The 16527-nt window shown below is 66.0% G+C and carries 14 protein-coding genes; 10 read left to right on the plus strand and 4 right to left on the minus strand.

Features of this window, described 5'->3' with window-relative positions:
* Window positions 1-6 precede the first annotated feature (6 nt).
* The 8 genes from tssE to CAG29_RS07010 all read left to right on the plus strand — a co-directional run bounded on the left by tssE (window position 7) and on the right by CAG29_RS07010 (window position 11296).
* The gene (gene tssE / locus CAG29_RS06975) at window positions 7-450 is read left to right on the plus strand and encodes a type VI secretion system baseplate subunit TssE (protein WP_085583469.1); all 444 of its coding nucleotides are present in this window, start codon (window positions 7-9) and stop codon (window positions 448-450) included.
* Window positions 434-2227, plus strand: a complete 1794-nt coding sequence (gene tssF / locus CAG29_RS06980) for a type VI secretion system baseplate subunit TssF (protein ID WP_085583467.1) — start codon at window positions 434-436, stop codon at window positions 2225-2227. Before tssE ends, tssF begins: the two co-directional genes overlap by 17 nt.
* A complete protein-coding gene (tssG, locus tag CAG29_RS06985) occupies window positions 2191-3216 on the plus strand; it encodes a type VI secretion system baseplate subunit TssG (protein WP_085583465.1) in 1026 nt (341 codons plus the stop codon). Before tssF ends, tssG begins: the two co-directional genes overlap by 37 nt.
* Before the next feature lies 1 nt (window position 3217).
* On the plus strand, window positions 3218-5758 hold the full coding sequence (tssH, locus tag CAG29_RS06990; protein ID WP_085694051.1) for a type VI secretion system ATPase TssH: 2541 nt from the start codon (window positions 3218-3220) through the stop codon (window positions 5756-5758).
* A gap of 54 nt (window positions 5759-5812) precedes the next feature.
* Window positions 5813-7270: a hypothetical protein gene (locus CAG29_RS06995; protein ID WP_085694053.1), complete on the plus strand. Its 1458-nt coding sequence runs from the start codon at window positions 5813-5815 to the stop codon at window positions 7268-7270.
* 116 nt (window positions 7271-7386) lie between these two features.
* On the plus strand, window positions 7387-8667 hold the full coding sequence (locus CAG29_RS07000; protein ID WP_085632607.1) for an endonuclease/exonuclease/phosphatase family protein: 1281 nt from the start codon (window positions 7387-7389) through the stop codon (window positions 8665-8667).
* Between the two features lie 64 nt (window positions 8668-8731).
* A complete protein-coding gene (tssI, locus tag CAG29_RS07005) occupies window positions 8732-10741 on the plus strand; it encodes a type VI secretion system tip protein VgrG (protein WP_085583457.1) in 2010 nt (669 codons plus the stop codon).
* Window positions 10742-10753: 12 nt separating this feature from the next.
* The gene (locus CAG29_RS07010) at window positions 10754-11296 is read left to right on the plus strand and encodes a toxin-antitoxin system YwqK family antitoxin (RefSeq protein WP_085632603.1); all 543 of its coding nucleotides are present in this window, start codon (window positions 10754-10756) and stop codon (window positions 11294-11296) included.
* Between the two features lie 151 nt (window positions 11297-11447).
* Here the strand turns inward: CAG29_RS07010 and CAG29_RS07015 are convergent, their stop codons facing one another.
* On the minus strand, window positions 11448-11843 hold the full coding sequence (locus CAG29_RS07015) for a DUF4280 domain-containing protein (RefSeq protein WP_085583453.1): 396 nt from the start codon (window positions 11841-11843) through the stop codon (window positions 11448-11450).
* Between the two features lie 190 nt (window positions 11844-12033).
* Between CAG29_RS07015 and CAG29_RS07020 the strand changes: the two genes are divergently transcribed.
* Both CAG29_RS07020 and CAG29_RS07025 read left to right on the plus strand, forming a co-directional pair.
* Complete coding sequence (locus CAG29_RS07020) at window positions 12034-13101, plus strand: phosphotransferase family protein (protein WP_085694055.1); 1068 nt, start codon at window positions 12034-12036, stop codon at window positions 13099-13101.
* 36 nt (window positions 13102-13137) lie between these two features.
* A complete protein-coding gene (locus CAG29_RS07025) occupies window positions 13138-13905 on the plus strand; it encodes an SDR family oxidoreductase (RefSeq protein ID WP_085583449.1) in 768 nt (255 codons plus the stop codon).
* Window positions 13906-14200: 295 nt separating this feature from the next.
* Here CAG29_RS07025 and CAG29_RS28450 read toward each other — a convergent pair whose 3' ends face one another.
* The 3 genes from CAG29_RS28450 to CAG29_RS07035 form a co-directional block, all read right to left on the minus strand.
* Window positions 14201-14371 carry a hypothetical protein gene (locus CAG29_RS28450; protein WP_170930025.1) on the minus strand — a complete coding sequence of 57 codons (171 nt, stop codon included), beginning with the start codon at window positions 14369-14371 and terminating at the stop codon, window positions 14201-14203.
* A 204-nt stretch (window positions 14372-14575) separates the two neighbouring features.
* Complete coding sequence (locus CAG29_RS07030; protein ID WP_085583447.1) at window positions 14576-14830, minus strand: DUF1652 domain-containing protein; 255 nt, start codon at window positions 14828-14830, stop codon at window positions 14576-14578.
* A gap of 167 nt (window positions 14831-14997) precedes the next feature.
* Window positions 14998-16494, minus strand: a complete 1497-nt coding sequence (locus tag CAG29_RS07035; protein ID WP_085583445.1) for a helix-turn-helix transcriptional regulator — start codon at window positions 16492-16494, stop codon at window positions 14998-15000.
* Between the last annotated feature and the right edge of the window lie 33 nt (window positions 16495-16527).

The following is a 16527-nucleotide window of genomic DNA, read 5'->3' on the forward strand; positions in this document are numbered from 1 at the left end:
CCGGTCATGGCAGACACCGGCATCCTGGCGCCGCTGTTCGAACGGCTCGCCTCCGGCGAGCACGACGGCGCGCCGGTGTTCGACCGCCAGGCGCTGCTCGACTCGGTGCACACCGAGCTGTCGCGCCTGTTCAACACCCGCCGGGGCCCCAAGACCCTGACCCGCCCGCCCAGCGTCATCGACTACGGCATCGCCGACTGGAGCGCCCTGCAACAGCAGCGCAGCGATGACCGCCGGCGCCTTTCGCGGGACATCCGCGAAGCCATCGACCGGTTCGAACCGCGCCTGCGCCTGGGCGAGGTTCAGGTCAATCCCCTGCCCGAACATCCCCAGCGGCTGAGCATCCGCCTGCTCGGCGAACTGCGCAGCGGCCAGCGGCACTGGCCGGTGGCGTTCGTCATCGAGCCCGGCGACGAAGGGCTGGAGGTGCGCCATGAGCGACTCGATTGACCCGCAACTGCTCGACTACTACCAACGGGAACTGACCTGGCTGCGCCATGCCGGCAGTCAGTTCGCCGAGCGTTATCCCAAGGTCGCGCGGCGCCTCGAACTGTCGCCGGGCGAATGCCCCGACCCGCATGTGGAACGGCTGCTGGAAGGTTTCGCCCTGCTCGCCGCCCGCCTGCAACGGCGGCTGGACGACGACTACGCCGAGTTCAGCGATGCCCTGCTGGAGCAGCTGTACCCGCTGGCCATGCGGCCGATGCCGTCCTGCGCCATCGTGCAGTTCGAACCCGACCCGAGCAAAGGCAAGCTCGACGGCGGCTACCCGCTGCCCCGGGACACGCCGCTGTTCGTCACCACCGACAAGGGCGACAGCATCCACTTTCGCACCAGCGCGGCAGTGCGCCTATGGCCGCTGAAGGTCAGCGAAGCGTTGCTGCTGGGCAGCGACGAAGCGCAGGCCCTGACCGGCGTCGCCAGCGCCCGCTCTGCCCTGCGCCTGAGCCTGCAATGCCTGGGCGAAAGCCAGTGGCGCGAGCTGGGCATCGAGACGCTGCGCATTCACCTGACCGCCTCGCCGGTGATCAACGCCTGCCTGTGCGACCTGCTCGGCGCCCATGCCGTGCAGGTGCTGGCCGGCCCGCCGGGCAGCGTGCCCGAGGCGCTCAAGGGGTTGCCGCAGGTGGTCGGTTTCGCCGATGACGAGGCCCTGCTGCCGGACGAGGACGGCGTGCATCCGGGCATGCGCCTGCTCGCCGAATACTTCGCGTTCCCGGACAAATTCCACTTCTTCGACCTGCCGCTGGCCGGCGCCGCCAGCGACAGCCAGACCCTGTACCTGTACATCGTGTTCGACCGGGCCCCGGCCAGTCGTCTGTCGTTGCAGGCCAGCGACATCGCCCTGGGCTGCGCGCCGGTGATCAACCTGTTCCCGCGCACGTCCGAGCCGCTGCGCCCGGACGGCACCCGCAGCGAATACCGCCTGATCGCCGACAGCCACCGGGAAAACAGCGTGGAGATCCACAGCATCCGCGCCATGCGCGCCAGCTCCGCCGCCGGCGTGCAGCGGGTGCCGGCCTACTACGGCAGCCAGCACAGCGGCGGCGACCAGCAGCGTTACTGGCATGCGCGGCGGGTCAGCGGCATGACGCCCAACCGGCTCGGCAGCGACCTGCTGGTGAGCGTGGTCGACACCCGTTTCGAACCGTCGACCGACCTGCCCGACTACAGCCTCACGGCGGAGCTGCTGTGCACCAACCGTCATCTGGCCCAGAGCCTGCCGGCCGGCACGCCGCTGGGTTTCGAGCGGCCGGGGCCGGTGGCCTGGGCGCGCCTGCGCAACCCGCCGAGCCCGCAGAGCCTGCCACGCCTGGACGGCGCGTCGCGCTGGCGCCTGGTGTCGCAGCTGACCCTCAATCACCTGTCGCTGGTCGAAGGCCCGCAGGCGCTCGATGCGCTCAAGGAAATTCTCCATCTGCACAACCTGCGCGACGAAGCCAGCGCGCTGCGCCAGATCGAAGGCCTGGCGCACCTGGCCTGCGAGCGGGTGATCGGCCATGTCGGCGCCGATGCCTGGCGCGGCTGGCGCAATGGCCTTGAGGTGCAACTGCAGCTCGACCCGCACCATTTCGTCGGCAGCAGCGCCGTGCTGTTTTCCGCCGTGCTGGCGCAGTTCTTCTCGCTCTACGCGACCGCCAACCGTTTCGTGCGCACGGTGCTGATGCAGGCCGACAGGGAGGTCAAGGCATGGCAACCCCAAGCCGGCATGCCCCTGTCGCTCTGAGCCTGGGCCAGCGCCTGCGCCGCGATCCGCAGGCGTTCGAATGGCTGCAGGCGCTGTTGCTGCTGGAGCGTGAGCAGCCCCAGGCCGAGTCCCTGGGCAGCGGCACCGCGCCCCAGGCCGAAGCCGTGAAGCTGCGCGGGCCGCTGACCCCGATCTTCCCCACCAGCCAGATCGAGCGCCTGCGCGAAGAGCCGGGCCAGCCGCTGACGTTGGAGACGCCGGTGTTCGGCCTCGGCGGCCCCGACGGCCCCCTGCCCTATGCCTATCAGGAGTGGCTGCAGCAACGGGCCCGGGCCAAGGACCACGCGCCCGCCGAGTTCCTCGACCTGTTCCAGCACCGCTTGCTGAGCCTGCTGTACAAGGTGATGCGCAAGCACCGGATCGCCCTCGGTTTCACCACGCCCGGTGCCTCGCCGGTGCAGGCGCAGTTGCGGGCGTTGACCGGGCTGCTGCCCAAGTCCTTGCAGGAACGCCAGGCCGTACCCGACTGCGCGGTGCTGGCCTGCACGGCCCTGTACGCCGACGGCCGCCGCTCCCTGGCCGGGTTCGCCGCCATTGTGCGGGAGCAGTTCGAAGTGCCCGTGGAGCTCAACGCCTATGAAGGCGCCTGGCGCGAGATCCCGCCCGCCAGCCGCAGCGTCATGAAGGCCGGCGGACGCAATCTGCAGCTCGGCCGCAGCGCCGTGGCCGGCACCCGCGTGTGGGACGAGCACGCCGGCATCCGCCTGACCCTCGGCCCGTTGCCTCAGGCTGCGGCCGCGCGCTTCCTGCCGGACGGCGAAGCGCACCCGGCGCTGGCCAGCCTCGCCGCGCTGTACTTCGGCCCGGACCTGGACGTCACCCTGGTGCTGCTGATTCGCGGCGCCGGCCCGCTGAAGCTCGGGCGCCAGGCCCCAGCCCTGCTGAGCTGGAACGGCGGCCTGCAACGTCAGGCCAGCCTGGCGGTGCAGCGGATCGAAACCCGTCTTCGCCAGTTGGAGATCACCTGAGATGGAACTGGCCAGCCTGATCGGGCGCCTCAACCCCGACAACCGCCGCGCCCTCGAACGGGCCGCCCAGCGCTGCCTGCAACGGGGCCACCACTTCGTCGAGATCGAACACCTGCTGCTGGAGCTGCTCGACATCGAGGGCGGCGACCTGGCGTTCCTGCTGCCGCGCTTCGGCCTGGAGCGCGATGCCCTGACGGCGGAAATCAACAAGGCGCTGGACCTGTTCAAGTCCGGCAGCACCCGCACCCCGGCCCTGTCGAACCACACCCTCGGCCTGCTGGAGGACGCCGTGGTGCAGGCCAGCGTGCTGGGGCTCGACAGCATCCGCTCAGGCCTCCTGCTGCTGGCGCTGATCGACCGCGACGAACGCCGCAGCCTGCTGCTCAACAGCGCCTCGTCCTTGCTGCGCATCCCCAAGGAAGCGCTGCGGGCGAACCTGCTGGAGTGGACAGAGAATTCCCGCGAGCACGTCGGCCCGCGCACCGTCCCGAACGCAGGCCCGGTTCCCCGGCAGGATTCGGTGCTGAACCTGTACACCCAGGACCTGACCGCCGACGCCCACGCCGGACGCATCGACCCGATCGTCGGCCGCGACGGCGAGATCCGCCAGTGCATCGACATCCTCCTGCGGCGCCGGCAGAACAACCCGATCCTGGTGGGCGCGCCGGGCGTGGGCAAGACCGCCGTGGTGGAAGGCCTGGCCCTGCGCATCGCCGCCGGCGATGTGCCGCCGTCCTTGCAGGAGGTCAGCCTGCGGGTGCTCGACCTCGGCCTGCTGCAGGCCGGGGCCGGGGTCAAGGGCGAGTTCGAACAACGACTCAAAGGCGTGATCGACGCGGTGCGCAGCGCCGACAAGCCGATCATCCTGTTCATCGACGAAGCCCACACCCTGATCGGCGCCGGTGGCTCCGAAGGCGGCAGCGACGCCGCCAACCTGCTGAAGCCGGCGCTGGCCCGGGGCGAACTGCGCACCCTCGCCGCCACCACCTGGATGGAATACAAGAAATACTTCGAGAAGGATCCGGCCCTCGCCCGCCGCTTCCAGTTGGTGCAAGTGGAGGAGCCGGACGAAACCACCGCCGTGGAGATGCTCCGGGGCGTGGCCGCCAAACTGGAGCAGCACCACGGCGTGCAGGTGCTCGACGCGGCGATCCATGAGGCGGTGAAACTGTCGCACCGCTACATTTCCGGCCGCCAGTTGCCCGACAAGGCCATCAGCGTGCTCGACACCGCGTGCGCCCGGGTCGCCCTCGGCCAGCACGACGTGCCGCCGCCGCTGGAAAGCCTGCGTCACCGTCAGCAAAGCCTCAAGGAAGAGCTCGAACGCCTGCGCCGCGAGCAAGCCACGGGCCTGGACCACCGCGAACGCATCACCGGGCTTGAGAGCGAATCGACCGCCAACGTCCAGGCGATCCGCGAACTGGAGACCCGCTGGAGCGAAGAGCGCGTGGCCGTGCGCGAACTGCTCGACACCCGCCGCGAACTGCTCGACCTGAGCGAACGCGCCGACAGCGACAGGCCCGACGAAGCCACCGACAGCCGCATCGATCACCTGGCCGCCGAACTGCTGCGCCTGGAGGCCGGGCTCGACGCGATCCGCCAGGACGATCCGCTGGTGCCCGAACAGGTCGACGGCAAGACCGTCGCCGCCGTCATCGCCGGCTGGACCGGCATCCCCGTCGGCAAGATGCTCGCCGACGAGGCCCACGCCGTGCGCACCCTCGGCCAGCGCATGGGCCAGCGGGTGATGGGCCAGGGCACCGCGCTCGGCACCATCGCCCAGCGTCTGCAGGCCTACCGCGCCGGCCTGACCGATCCGCAGAAACCGGTGGGCGTGTTCCTGCTGGTGGGCCCCACCGGCGTCGGCAAGACCGAAACCGCCTACGCGCTGGCCGACGCCCTGTACGGCGGCGAGCGCAACCTGATCAGCATCAACCTCTCCGAATACCAGGAAGCCCACACCGTCAGCCAGCTCAAGGGCGCCCCGCCCGGCTACGTCGGCTACGGCAGCGGCGGCGTGCTCACCGAGGCCGTGCGGCGCAAGCCGTATTCGGTGGTGCTGCTGGATGAGATCGAGAAGGCCCATCCGGACGTGCTGGAGGCGTTCTACAACGTGTTCGACAAGGGCCTGATGGAAGACGGCACCGGGCTGGTGGTGGACTTCAAGAACACCGTGATGCTCGCCACCAGCAACGTCGGCGCAGAGCTGCTGCTCGACACGCCCGCCGCGCAGATCGGCTCCGAAGCCTTCAACGAAGCGCTGCACAAGGTGCTGCTGCAAGCCTTCCGCCCAGCGTTCCTGGCGCGCATGACGGTGGTCGCCTACCGGCCGCTGGACGAAGCGACGCTGGAAGGGATCGTGCTGGCCAAGCTTGAGAAACTGCGCGGACGCTATAAGGCCGCGACCGGCAAACCGTTCGAATTTGATGCCGGAATCGTCAAGGCGGTGCTCGCCAAATGCAGCGCGGCGGGTGCGCGGGATGTCGAGAATGTGTTGATGACGCAGGTGACGGGGAAGTTGGCGGAATGGGCGCTGGAATGAGCGCCGAATCACGTTTTGCAGTGGATCTGCTGACCAGGACAAGGAGAAAGCCGGATGCGTTACAAATGCGCAAGCTGTGAAACGGAGTTCAATCACCAGACGCTGACCTGCCCGGTTTGCCACTCCGACAGCATCTATCAAAGCCTGGTGGACCAGGACCCTGGCGATCTGAACAGCGTGGTGACCCGAGATGCGCACAAAGACTTTCACCGTCCCTCAACGAACCTGGGAAACTTTGATATTCACTACAGCGCGGCAAGGCACCTCATCTCCATCACGGTGAAGATTCATCCCACCTACGATGACCGCTACTACAAGGTCTTGAGCGAGGAGGAGCAGAACACCCACCTGTCCTTGACCGGCAAGCTGCTCAGAAAGGTTCAGTCGACCACTGACGCCGCGCCAAGCGCCCACAAGAAAGGCGTGCTCAGCGAGTTCACCGCAGCGGCCAAGAAAGCCATACCGCTGACCTGGAACAACCGGTTCGAAATCGTGCACAAGCGCTTCAGCGGCCCGCCGATCAAGATCGAATTCGCTCTCGAGGCGTCCGACCTGCAAAGCTCGCACTACGAAGTCGAGATCATCGATGCGAACGAACACATCTCCAACCAGGCGACGGTGCTGGAGACCGGCAGCACACCCGGCACGTCCTATCATCGGGCCATGTTCACCAGTGATGTGTCCGGCCCCAGCGGTTCAGGCTTCAAGCGCGAGCAGATCATCGGCAACCTGGTGGCCGGCTACAAGATTCCCTTTCCGAACTACAGCACAGCCTCGCCCGCCCTCCCGGTCGCCTCCTCCTCATCGGCCCATCACCCGAGCGACCACACCGGCATCGGCGCTGACCAGGACGAGCGCGCCGGCAAAAAGCTGCTGCGCGAGTTCGCCACCGAATTCAGAAGGGTCATCGCCGGCACCGACTACAAGAGGTTCAAGATCCTCGTTGAGATCAAAGCCCCCATCAACAGAACCGGGAGCCTGCTGGAATACCTGTTCAGCGAGCTTGCCCCCCAGGAAACGGAAATAGCCCGACGCAACATCCGTCACCTGTTCGGCCCGATGGGCTCAGCGGAGCGCTACATAAAAATAAGCATTGCCTCCGCCGATCCGACCTGCACGACCCCCGCCCAACATGTTCGGCAAATCATGCTGGACACCGATGCGCCGTCCCCCGCGAAGGCCTGCCCGGCACAGATAACCATCTGCCATGAGTTTGGCCACATGCTGGGGCTGCCGGACGAATACGTGTGCATCAGCCACTCGGCGGAAAACAATCTCCGGCACCTGGGCATGAATGTGTTTCGCAGCGATCACGCCTTCGAGAGCTGGAACGAGCTGCAACTGCCGAACCCCGGACAGCGCATGAGCGATGTGGTCAGGGACAATCAGAAAAGGTTCCTGCAGTTGTGCGACAGGGCCGACCTTCCTCCGCCCCTGTTCGGCCACTCCACCACCAGCCTGATGTCCGCCGGCTCGGTTCTGCATGAGCATCATGCGGTCACGCATCCTTGAGGCTTTCTGTGCCTGCATGGGCGGCGCGACGCAAATCGATGACTGGAAGGTCCGCATGCTCTGAGCGGCGGACGACCGACTGTTTCTCTGTACACGCCTCACTACAGGTCTCTGTCATGCCCTACAAAATTCTCATGTGGAACACGCAGCACCTCAACAACCAGAGCAAAAAGGAATCGGAGGCCTACCAGGCAAAAGCCGCCTACCTGATCAAAGTGCTGCTCATCAGAAGGCCGGACCTGCTTGCGCTCTTCGAGACAGGCACCACGGGCACGCCGAACGTGAGCGTGGAGAAGCTTCTCAATGCCCAGGGGTATCAGTTGGTGCATGCCCTGGACAACGAAGGCGGGATCCGCATCGACACCACGTTGGGTTCGATGGTGTTCGTCAGGAATGAATTGGCGGGGGCTTTTCAGATGCTGCCCGGCTACGTGCTGGGCGCCTCTGAGCGGCGTGCGCCGATCATCATACGGCACCGGTACAACCACGACGCCTTGGCGTTCTACCACGCCAATTCGTCCTACAAGGCCGTCGAGTTGACGGCGGAAACCATCAACTTCATCGTCGAAAACTACCGCGAAAGTTTCCGTGAACTGATTTTCTTCGGGGGCGACCTCAACGCCATGCCCCACGAGAACCACAAGGTCATCCATCCCCGGGGCCACAAGCCCCTGCAACCCAACTGCCCCCCCACCGCGGGCACCCATATCCAGATCATCAACAAGACGCGCCAGCAGGCGCAGCGGGACTGGCGCCTCAATGTCGAGTATGTGTACGACTTCGACCAAGGCATCGATGTGCCCTTGCAAACCCTTGAACACTGGCAAAAGCGGTTCAAGTGGGACGAGGCCATCACCGAGGATGAATACGTGGCGGCCGCTCGGGTGCTCGACTACGCGTACGTCACCGATACCTATCGCTGGAGCTGCGAATGCGACGGGTATGCCGAAGGCACGCCGAACGGCAGCGGCGGCTTCAAGGCCATCAGGCGCATCAGCCATGGCGAGGTGATTCGCAGCGACCATTTCCCCGTGTTCTATTTCGGCAAGAGACACGACGAAGAGGCCATGTTTCTGGTTCACATCGCCGAAGACCCTCATCTCAGCGCCTCGCTGAGGCATCGGCTCGGCGCGGCGGAGCAGCCCGTCACCCTGCGTTTCGGTTCGTTCAAATCGTCACCGGTGGTGATGGAAGCGCCGGTTGGCGCGACCTACTGGGCCTGGGCCAACGCAAAGACCCTGCGGGTTGCATCCAGCACCAACCTGGTGGCGAGCTTTCGGTACAAGAAACAGACGGGCGTCACCTGGCCGGCCATTCTCGAGTTTCCGTCGTTTTCCGGGCCCGGCGGCAGCGGTGCGGCAATCACGCTTTACGTCACCGGTATCGATTACCAGTAAGTCGGGGCCGCATGCCTCTCGACACCGCCACCCACGAACCGGACTTCCCCCAGCAGGCCCCCCCATGCCCCGCGCCACCGACAGCAACACCAGCCTCTCCCTCACCGCCTCTTCGCTGTCGGCGCTGTTCCCTGAGTCGCTGTCCGGCGACGAAGCGCTCAACGCGCTGGGCTCGCAGACCCTCAACGGCCTCAACGACGGCGCCGCCCTCACCCTGAGCAGCGCCGTCGCCACCCACGTCACCACCACCCTGCACAACGATGCGCAGAGCCGGCCGTTCGACGGGCTGGTCGCCGAGATCCGCCAGTTGCCGGCCGACGCCACCGCCGAACGCTACCAACTGCTGCTGCGCCCGTGGCTGTGGTGGCTGAACCTGGCCAGCAACAACCGGGTGTTCCAGAACCTCAGCACCTCGGACATCGTCACCACGATCTTCAACGCCCACGGGTTCAGCGACTTCAAGCTCTCGCTGACCGGCAGCTACACGCCCCGCGAGTATTGCGTGCAGTACGGCGAAACCGACTTCGCCTTCGTGTCGCGCCTGCTGGAGGAGGAAGGGATCTTCTGGTTCTTCACCCACGACGACGGCAAGCACACCCTGGTGCTGGGCGATAGTAACGATGCCTTCGTGCAGATCCCCAACGGGCCGAAGGTCAAGTACCTGGGCCAGCAGTTGGGCGAGCGTGAGCTGCACGGTATCCGCACCGGCCAAGTGTGCGTGCAGGCCGTGGCCGGGGTGTACCGGGCGACCGATTATGAATTCACCACACCCACCACCTCGCTCTACGGCCAGGCCGAGGCCGTGGCCGGGCCGCGTTCGGTGTACGAGCACCCCGGCGGCTACAACGCCAAGGCCCGGGGCGATGCGCTGACCAAATTGCGGGTCGACGGCCTGCGCAGCGAGGAGAAGCGCTTCGTCGGCGAGAGCGACTGCCGCTGGCTGGTGCCGGGACACTGGTTCACCCTCGACGGCCACGACGACGAAAGCCTGAACGTCGATTGGGTGGTGACGCGGGTCGTCCACGACGCCAGCCACCTCGACTACCGCAACCGCTTCGAAGCAATCCCCAAGGCCACACCGTTCCGTCCGCAGCGGCTCACGGCCAAACCGCGCATGCACCCGCAGACCGCCGTGGTGGTGGGCAAGTCCGGCGAGGAGATCTGGACCGACGAGTACGGGCGGATCAAGGTGCAGTTCCCCTGGGACCGCGACGGCAAGAACGACGAGACCAGCTCCTGCTGGGTGCGCGTGGTGCTGCCCTGGAGCGGCAAGGGGTTCGGCATGCAGTTCGTGCCGCGCATCGGCCAGGAGGTGATCGTGACCTTCATCGACGGCGATCCGGACCGGCCGCTGGTGACCGGCTGCGTGTACAACGGCGACAACGCCCTGCCTTACGCCCTGCCCGCCAACCAGACCCAGTCGGGCATCAAGACCCAGTCGTCCAAGGGCGGCGGCGGTTTCAACGAATTGCGCTTCGAGGACAAGAAAGACGCCGAGGAAGTGTTCCTGCAAGCGCAGAAGGACCTGAAGGTCAACGTGCTCAACGACACCACCGCCACCGTCGGCCACGACGAGACCCTCACGGTGCAGAACGCCCGCACCCGCACGGTCAAGGACGGCGACGAAACCGTGACCCTGGAAAAGGGCAAGCGCAGCGTGACCATCCAGACCGGCAGCGACTCGCTCGACGTGAAGGACAGCCGCACCGTGAAGGTCGGCGCCGACCAGAACCACAGCACCGGCGGCAACTACACCGACAAGGTCACCGGCGACTACAGCCTGACGGTGGACGGCAACCTGACCATCAAGGTCAGCGGCACCCTCACCCTGCAGAGCGGCGGCAGTTTCACGATCAAGAGCGGCGCCGACCTGGCGGTCCAGGCGAGTACGTCGATCAGCCAGAAGGCCGGCACGTCACTGGCCAACCAGGCCGGCACCTCGCTGGACAACAAGGCCGGGACTACGCTGACCAACGACGCCGGCATCAGCCTGACCAACAAGGGCGCCGCGTCGCAGACCGTGGACGGCGGCGGCATGCTGACCATCAAGGGCGGGCTGGTGCAGGTCAACTGACGGGGGAAAGGCATGGCGATCACACCGCTGGATGTGCAGCAGGACGACAGGCACCTCAAGGGCCGCCTGCAGGACGGGCAGCTCGACGGTACGTTGCAGATCAAGGACGACGGCCGGGCCCAGGCGAACCTCAACTACAGCCAGGGCGAGCTGCAAGGCACGTCCCTGCTCTATCACCCCAACGGCAAGGTCTCGGCGCAGTTGCCGTTCGTGCGCGACAAGCTGCAAGGGGTCGCCAGTTTCTACGCCCCCGAAGGCTGGCTGCAGCGCAAGGCCACTTACCGGCGCGGCTTGCTGCACGGCGAGGCATCGAACTTCTTTCCCGACGGGCAGTTGGCCGAGGCCGAGTTCTACCGCGACGGTGTGCGGGAGGGGCGCTATCAGCGGTTCCATCCCAACGGCAAACCGGCGGTTCAGGCGCGCTACCTGAACGGGCAACTGGTGGAACCGGAACAGGCGTTCGCCGACGACGGCCGGCCGCTGGACGCCGACGGCAAGCCGATCTCGCGGGTGCGCTGGTGGTTCAGGCGCTGGACGGATCCGCAGCAGGCTTGAGGGCAACGGTCGCCGGGACGGGCCTCATCGCCAGCAGGCTGGCTCCCACAAGGGAATGGTGGCTGGCTTCCGCAAGGGACTGCTGGTCAATGGCTCTCCATTGTGGGAGCCAGCCTGCTGGCGATGGGGCCGGCCCCTGCGGCGCAAGGCCTCAGGGGATGAGCATCTGCACCTGCCCCGGCATCGCGATCTTGATCACCCCCGCCCAGTTGCACATCAGCGTGCTGTTGGCGTCGATGGCCGGCATGCCGCCCAGCAGCAAGGTCGGCGCGCCGCCGGGGATCCACGGCGTGGCGGTGGCGGGAATGCACGGCATCGGCGTCAGCACCCCCAGCGCCGCCGCCGTGGCGGCGGCCACCATCGGATTGGCCATGCTCATGCACATGCCGAACGGCAGGATGTTGACCAGCGGAATGTGATCCATGATGTTCGCCGCCGGCATCCCGCCGGTCAGCGTGCGGTTGACCGGCAGCACGTTGAGCGCTGACGGCGCGGCGCCGAAACTGCATTGCAGCGTGGCGCCGGCACAGACTTGCGGACAGCCCATCTCAAAGCTCCTTGCCCAAAGCCGCAGACCCGCTAAACCTTAGCCTGCCGCGCCGCCGGGCGCACATTCCCGAGGGTGATTATCCGCCAACACGCTAACCTATAAGACCGGCGCGCCCTTGTGACCCGTCCGGCACGCCATTAGATTAGCCAATGATGTCTGGCCTCCAAAATAAGCAGAAGGGATAAGCATGGCGCTTACTGACCAGTCCACCCGTATCCGCTCCGGCGAAGAACTCGACGCCGGCCTGATCGACCCGTACCTCAAGGCGCACATTCCGGGCCTGACCGGCACTCCGCGGATCAGTCAGTTCCCCGGTGGCGCATCGAACCTGACTTACCTTCTGGAGTACCCGGAGCAGGAATTCGTCCTGCGCCGTCCGCCGTTCGGCCACAAGGCCAAGTCCGCCCACGACATGGGCCGCGAATTCCGCATCCTCAACCAGCTGCGCGACGGTTTCCCGTACTGCCCCAAGGCCTATGTGCACTGCACCGACGAATCGGTGATGGGCGCCGAGTTCTACGTGATGGAACGGGTCAAGGGCATCATCCTGCGCTCCGACCTGCCGCCGGAACTGGGCCTGGATGCGCAGAAGACCGAAGCCCTGTGCAAGAGCTTCATCGACAAGTTCGTCGAGTTGCACCGGGTCGACTACAAGGCCTGCGGCCTGGCCGACCTGGGCAAGCCTGAAGGCTACGTCGCCCGCCAGATCAAGGGCTGGAGCGAGCGCTACGAAAAGGCCCTGACCCCGGACGCGCCGCACTGGGAAGCGGTCAAGGCCTGGCTCAACGACAAGATGCCGGCCGACCACCCGACCTCCAGCATCGTCCACAACGACTACCGCTTCGACAACGTGATCCTCGACCCGGGCAACCCGATGCAGATCATCGGCGTGCTGGACTGGGAGCTGACCACCCTGGGCGACCCGCTGATGGACCTGGGCAACACCCTCGCCTACTGGATCCAGGCCGACGACCCGGCGCCGGTGCAACTGATGCGCCGCCAGCCGAGCCACGCGCCGGGCATGCTGACCCGCCGCGAGTTCGTCGACTACTACGCCGAGCGCGCCGGGATCGCCATCGACAACTTCGACTTCTACTACACCTACGGCCTGTTCCGCCTGGCCGGCATCGTGCAGCAGATCTACTACCGCTTCTACCACGGCCAGACCCAGGACAAACGCTTCGCGCAGTTCATCCACATGAACAAGCTGCTGGAGCAGATGAGCCTGCAGGTCATTTCGAAATCCAGCCTCTGAGCTCAACGCCCGAGCCCCATTGCCCAAGGAAACCCCATGTCCAAGACTCAGTTGTTCGACCTCGACGGCAAGATCGCTTTCGTCTCCGGCGCCAGCCGCGGCATCGGTGAAGCCATCGCCAAACTGCTGGCCCAGCAAGGCGCCCACGTGATCGTCTCGAGCCGCAAGCTCGAAGGCTGCCAGCACGTCGCCGACGCGATCATCGCCGCCGGCGGCAAGGCCACCGCCATCGCCTGCCACATCGGCGAAATGGAGCAGATCAGCCAGGTGTTCGCCGGGATCAAGGAACAGTTCGGACGCCTGGACATCCTGGTCAACAACGCCGCGACCAACCCGCAGTTCTGCAACGTGCTGGACACCGACCTCGGCGCCTTCCAGAAGACCGTGGACGTGAACATCCGCGGCTACTTCTTCATGTCCGTGGAGGCCGGCAAGCTGATGCGCGAGAACGGCGGCGGCAGCATCATCAACGTCGCCTCGATCAACGGCGTTTCGCCGGGCATCTTCCAGGGCATCTACTCGGTGACCAAGGCCGCTGTGATCAACATGACCAAGGTGTTCGCCAAGGAATGCGCGCAGTTCGGCATCCGCTGCAACGCGCTGCTGCCGGGCCTGACCGACACCAAGTTCGCCTCGGCGCTGGTCAAGAACGACGCCATCCTCAAGACCGCCCTGGCGCAGATCCCGCTCAAGCGCGTGGCCGACCCGAGCGAAATGGCCGGCGCCGTGCTGTACCTGGCCAGCGACGCGTCGAGCTACACCACCGGCGTTTCGCTGAATGTGGACGGCGGTTTCCTGTCCTGATCCCAGCCCAAAAAACTGTAGGAGCCAGCCTGCTGGCGATGAGGCCGGCACTGCCGACATCTCTAGTGCCTGATCCACCGCTATCGCTGGCAAGCCAGCTCCCACAGGTATCCCGGGTGTTCCCAAGAATCATGCTCACCACCAAAAACTGTGGGAGCTGCGGTGCGACGATTCGACTTGCCAGCGATTTGGCCGGCACTGCCGACATCTCTGGTGGCTGACCCACCGCCATCGCCAGCAGGCTGGCTCCCACAGGGGATCTCAGGTGTTCGCAGGAGCCCTGCACACCGCAATGTCACTGGGTGACGCAGCGGGTCGTGGTGGTGTGTCGGGTCACTTGGCCGTCGGCGTACATGTCGCCGGACACGTCGGTGTTTTCCAGGGTCTGGCAGGTGCGCACCGGCTCTGGCGGCGGTAGGGCCGGTGGAGGTGGCGGAGGGCTGGCGCAGCCGCCGAGAAGGGCCATGGCGAAAATCCACGGCAAGGGTTCAAGCACGCGTTTCCCAAGTCTGTTCATAGGTTGGCCCGCGATGAATGGATGACTCAATTCCCGCCGCTGCGCGTTGATCCACCCGGCCACGGGAAACCCACCACTCATTCTTTATAGCTCAGCCACCCGCAAGCGCCAGTGAAACGGCGCCGCGCAGCCGGGCGGGCTGTCGATTCCGCGTCAGGCCAGCCCCGGATCCGACGCGTCGAGGGAATTGCACTGCAACTCGTAACGCAGCTCCTCGACCAGCGCCGCCACCGCCTCGGGCGTGCGCAAGGCATCGACGCTCAGACCGCTGATCACCAGATCCACCTGCCCCGAGACCGGGTGATAGAGCTTCACCGTCAGCGAGTGCTCGCCGTCCACCGTGCAGGCGCAGGCCAAGGGCGAGAAGCTGTGCTCAAGCCGGGCCCGCAGCTGGGCCAGCGTGATCATAGCAAGCGCCTTGTGGGGGAGCTTGCGGTGATGAAGGGAGAATGGTTCATGGGGCGGATCCTTCAGCGGTTCTCAGGGGCGCACACGACAGGCGCCCCGCCAGCTTAAGAATCGACCCGGCGGGCAAGAACCCGAATTTGCACCGCCTCCACTAGTGCATTTGCACCTTACCGCTGGCCCCGGTTGCCCCACCCGGCGGAAAACAGCCCCCGCTCCCGGGCCCAGACGATGGCCTCGCTGCGGCTGTGCACATCGAGCTTGGAATACACCGTCGCCACATGGTTGCGCACCGTGTTCGGCGCCAGCTTCAGCCGCGCGGCGATCTCCTTGTCGGCCAGGCCCTCGCAGATCAGCCCCAGCACATCGCGCTCCCGGGCCGTGAGGTCGGTGAACGCAACGCCCGGCAACTGCGGTGCGTTGATCTTCTTCACATTGGCCAGTTTCTCGATCAGCGTGCGGCTGAACCACGAGGCGTCCTTCATCACCTCCTCGATCGCCGCCACCAGTTCCAGCTCGGTGCGCTTGCGCTCGGTGATGTCCATCAGCACCAGCAGGTAGCAGGGCCGGTCGTGGATGTTGACGGTGTCGGCGGACACCGCGCACTCCAGCAGCTCAGCGTCCTTCTTGCGCACCTGCACCTCGACGCGGTCGACCCGGCCCGCCTTCTCCAGGGCCGTCATCAGCCGTGCCCGGCTCGCCGGGTCGGCGATGAAATCCAGTTGCGCAACGGTCTTGCCGATCACCTCGTCGTCGCCATAGGCCAAGGCATCGAGGAACGCCTGATTGACATCGATCACCCGCTGCTCGTCGGCGCTGCAAACCAGGATCGGCACCGGCGTCAGGCGGAAAGCCTTGGCGAACCGCTCCTCGCTCTCGCGCAGCGCCAGCTCGGCCTTGTGCCGCAGCTCCATGTCGACGAAGGAAAACAGCATGCAGTCCTCATCGTTGAGCTGCAGCGGCTGGCCGGCCACGATCACCTGCTTGCTGCCGCCGTCGGGTAGCCGAAGCTCGGCCTGCATCTGCGGGATGGTCGCCACCTCGCGCAGGCGCTGGATCGCCAGATCCTTGCGTTCGGCCTGTTCCAGGATGTCGAGTTCGTAGGTGGAGGCGCCGATCACTTGGTCGCGGCTGTAGCCGGTCATTTCCAGGAAGCCCGGATTGACCTTGATGTAGCGCAGGTCACTGAGCCGGCAGATCACCGCCGGCGCCGGGTTGGCATGGAAGGTCTTCTCGAAGCGCTGCTCGGCGTTGGCCCAATCGGTGACGTCGCTCATGATCAGCACCAGCGACTCGGGTTCGCCGTCACGGTCGGTCAGCACCAGGCTGCGCACACTGTGCACCCAAGTGCGCTCATCATCACCGGCGGCTCTGGCCTCCACCAGCACATCGCTGAACGACTCGCCCGCCGCCACCCGATTGAGCGGGTATTGCTCAAGGGTCAAAGGATGGTTGTTGCGGTAGCGCAGGCTGAACCGCCCGGCATAGTCTTCGGCATCCTTGCCCAACGCCTCGACGCGGTCGACGCCATGCATCGCCAGCGCCGCTTCGTTGGCCCAGCGGATGCGCCGGTCGGGCTCCATCAGGATCACGCCGTCGGACAGGCCCGCAATGATCTGCTGCAACTGGCGGCGGTTGGTTTCGCTGATCAGGACATCTCGGCTCATCGGCCCTCCACAGGTTAGGGGGTGTGAGGGTTG

It is taken from the genome of Pseudomonas sp. B7(2017), from assembly GCF_002112745.1.
Taxonomy (GTDB): domain Bacteria; phylum Pseudomonadota; class Gammaproteobacteria; order Pseudomonadales; family Pseudomonadaceae; genus Aquipseudomonas; species Aquipseudomonas ekonensis.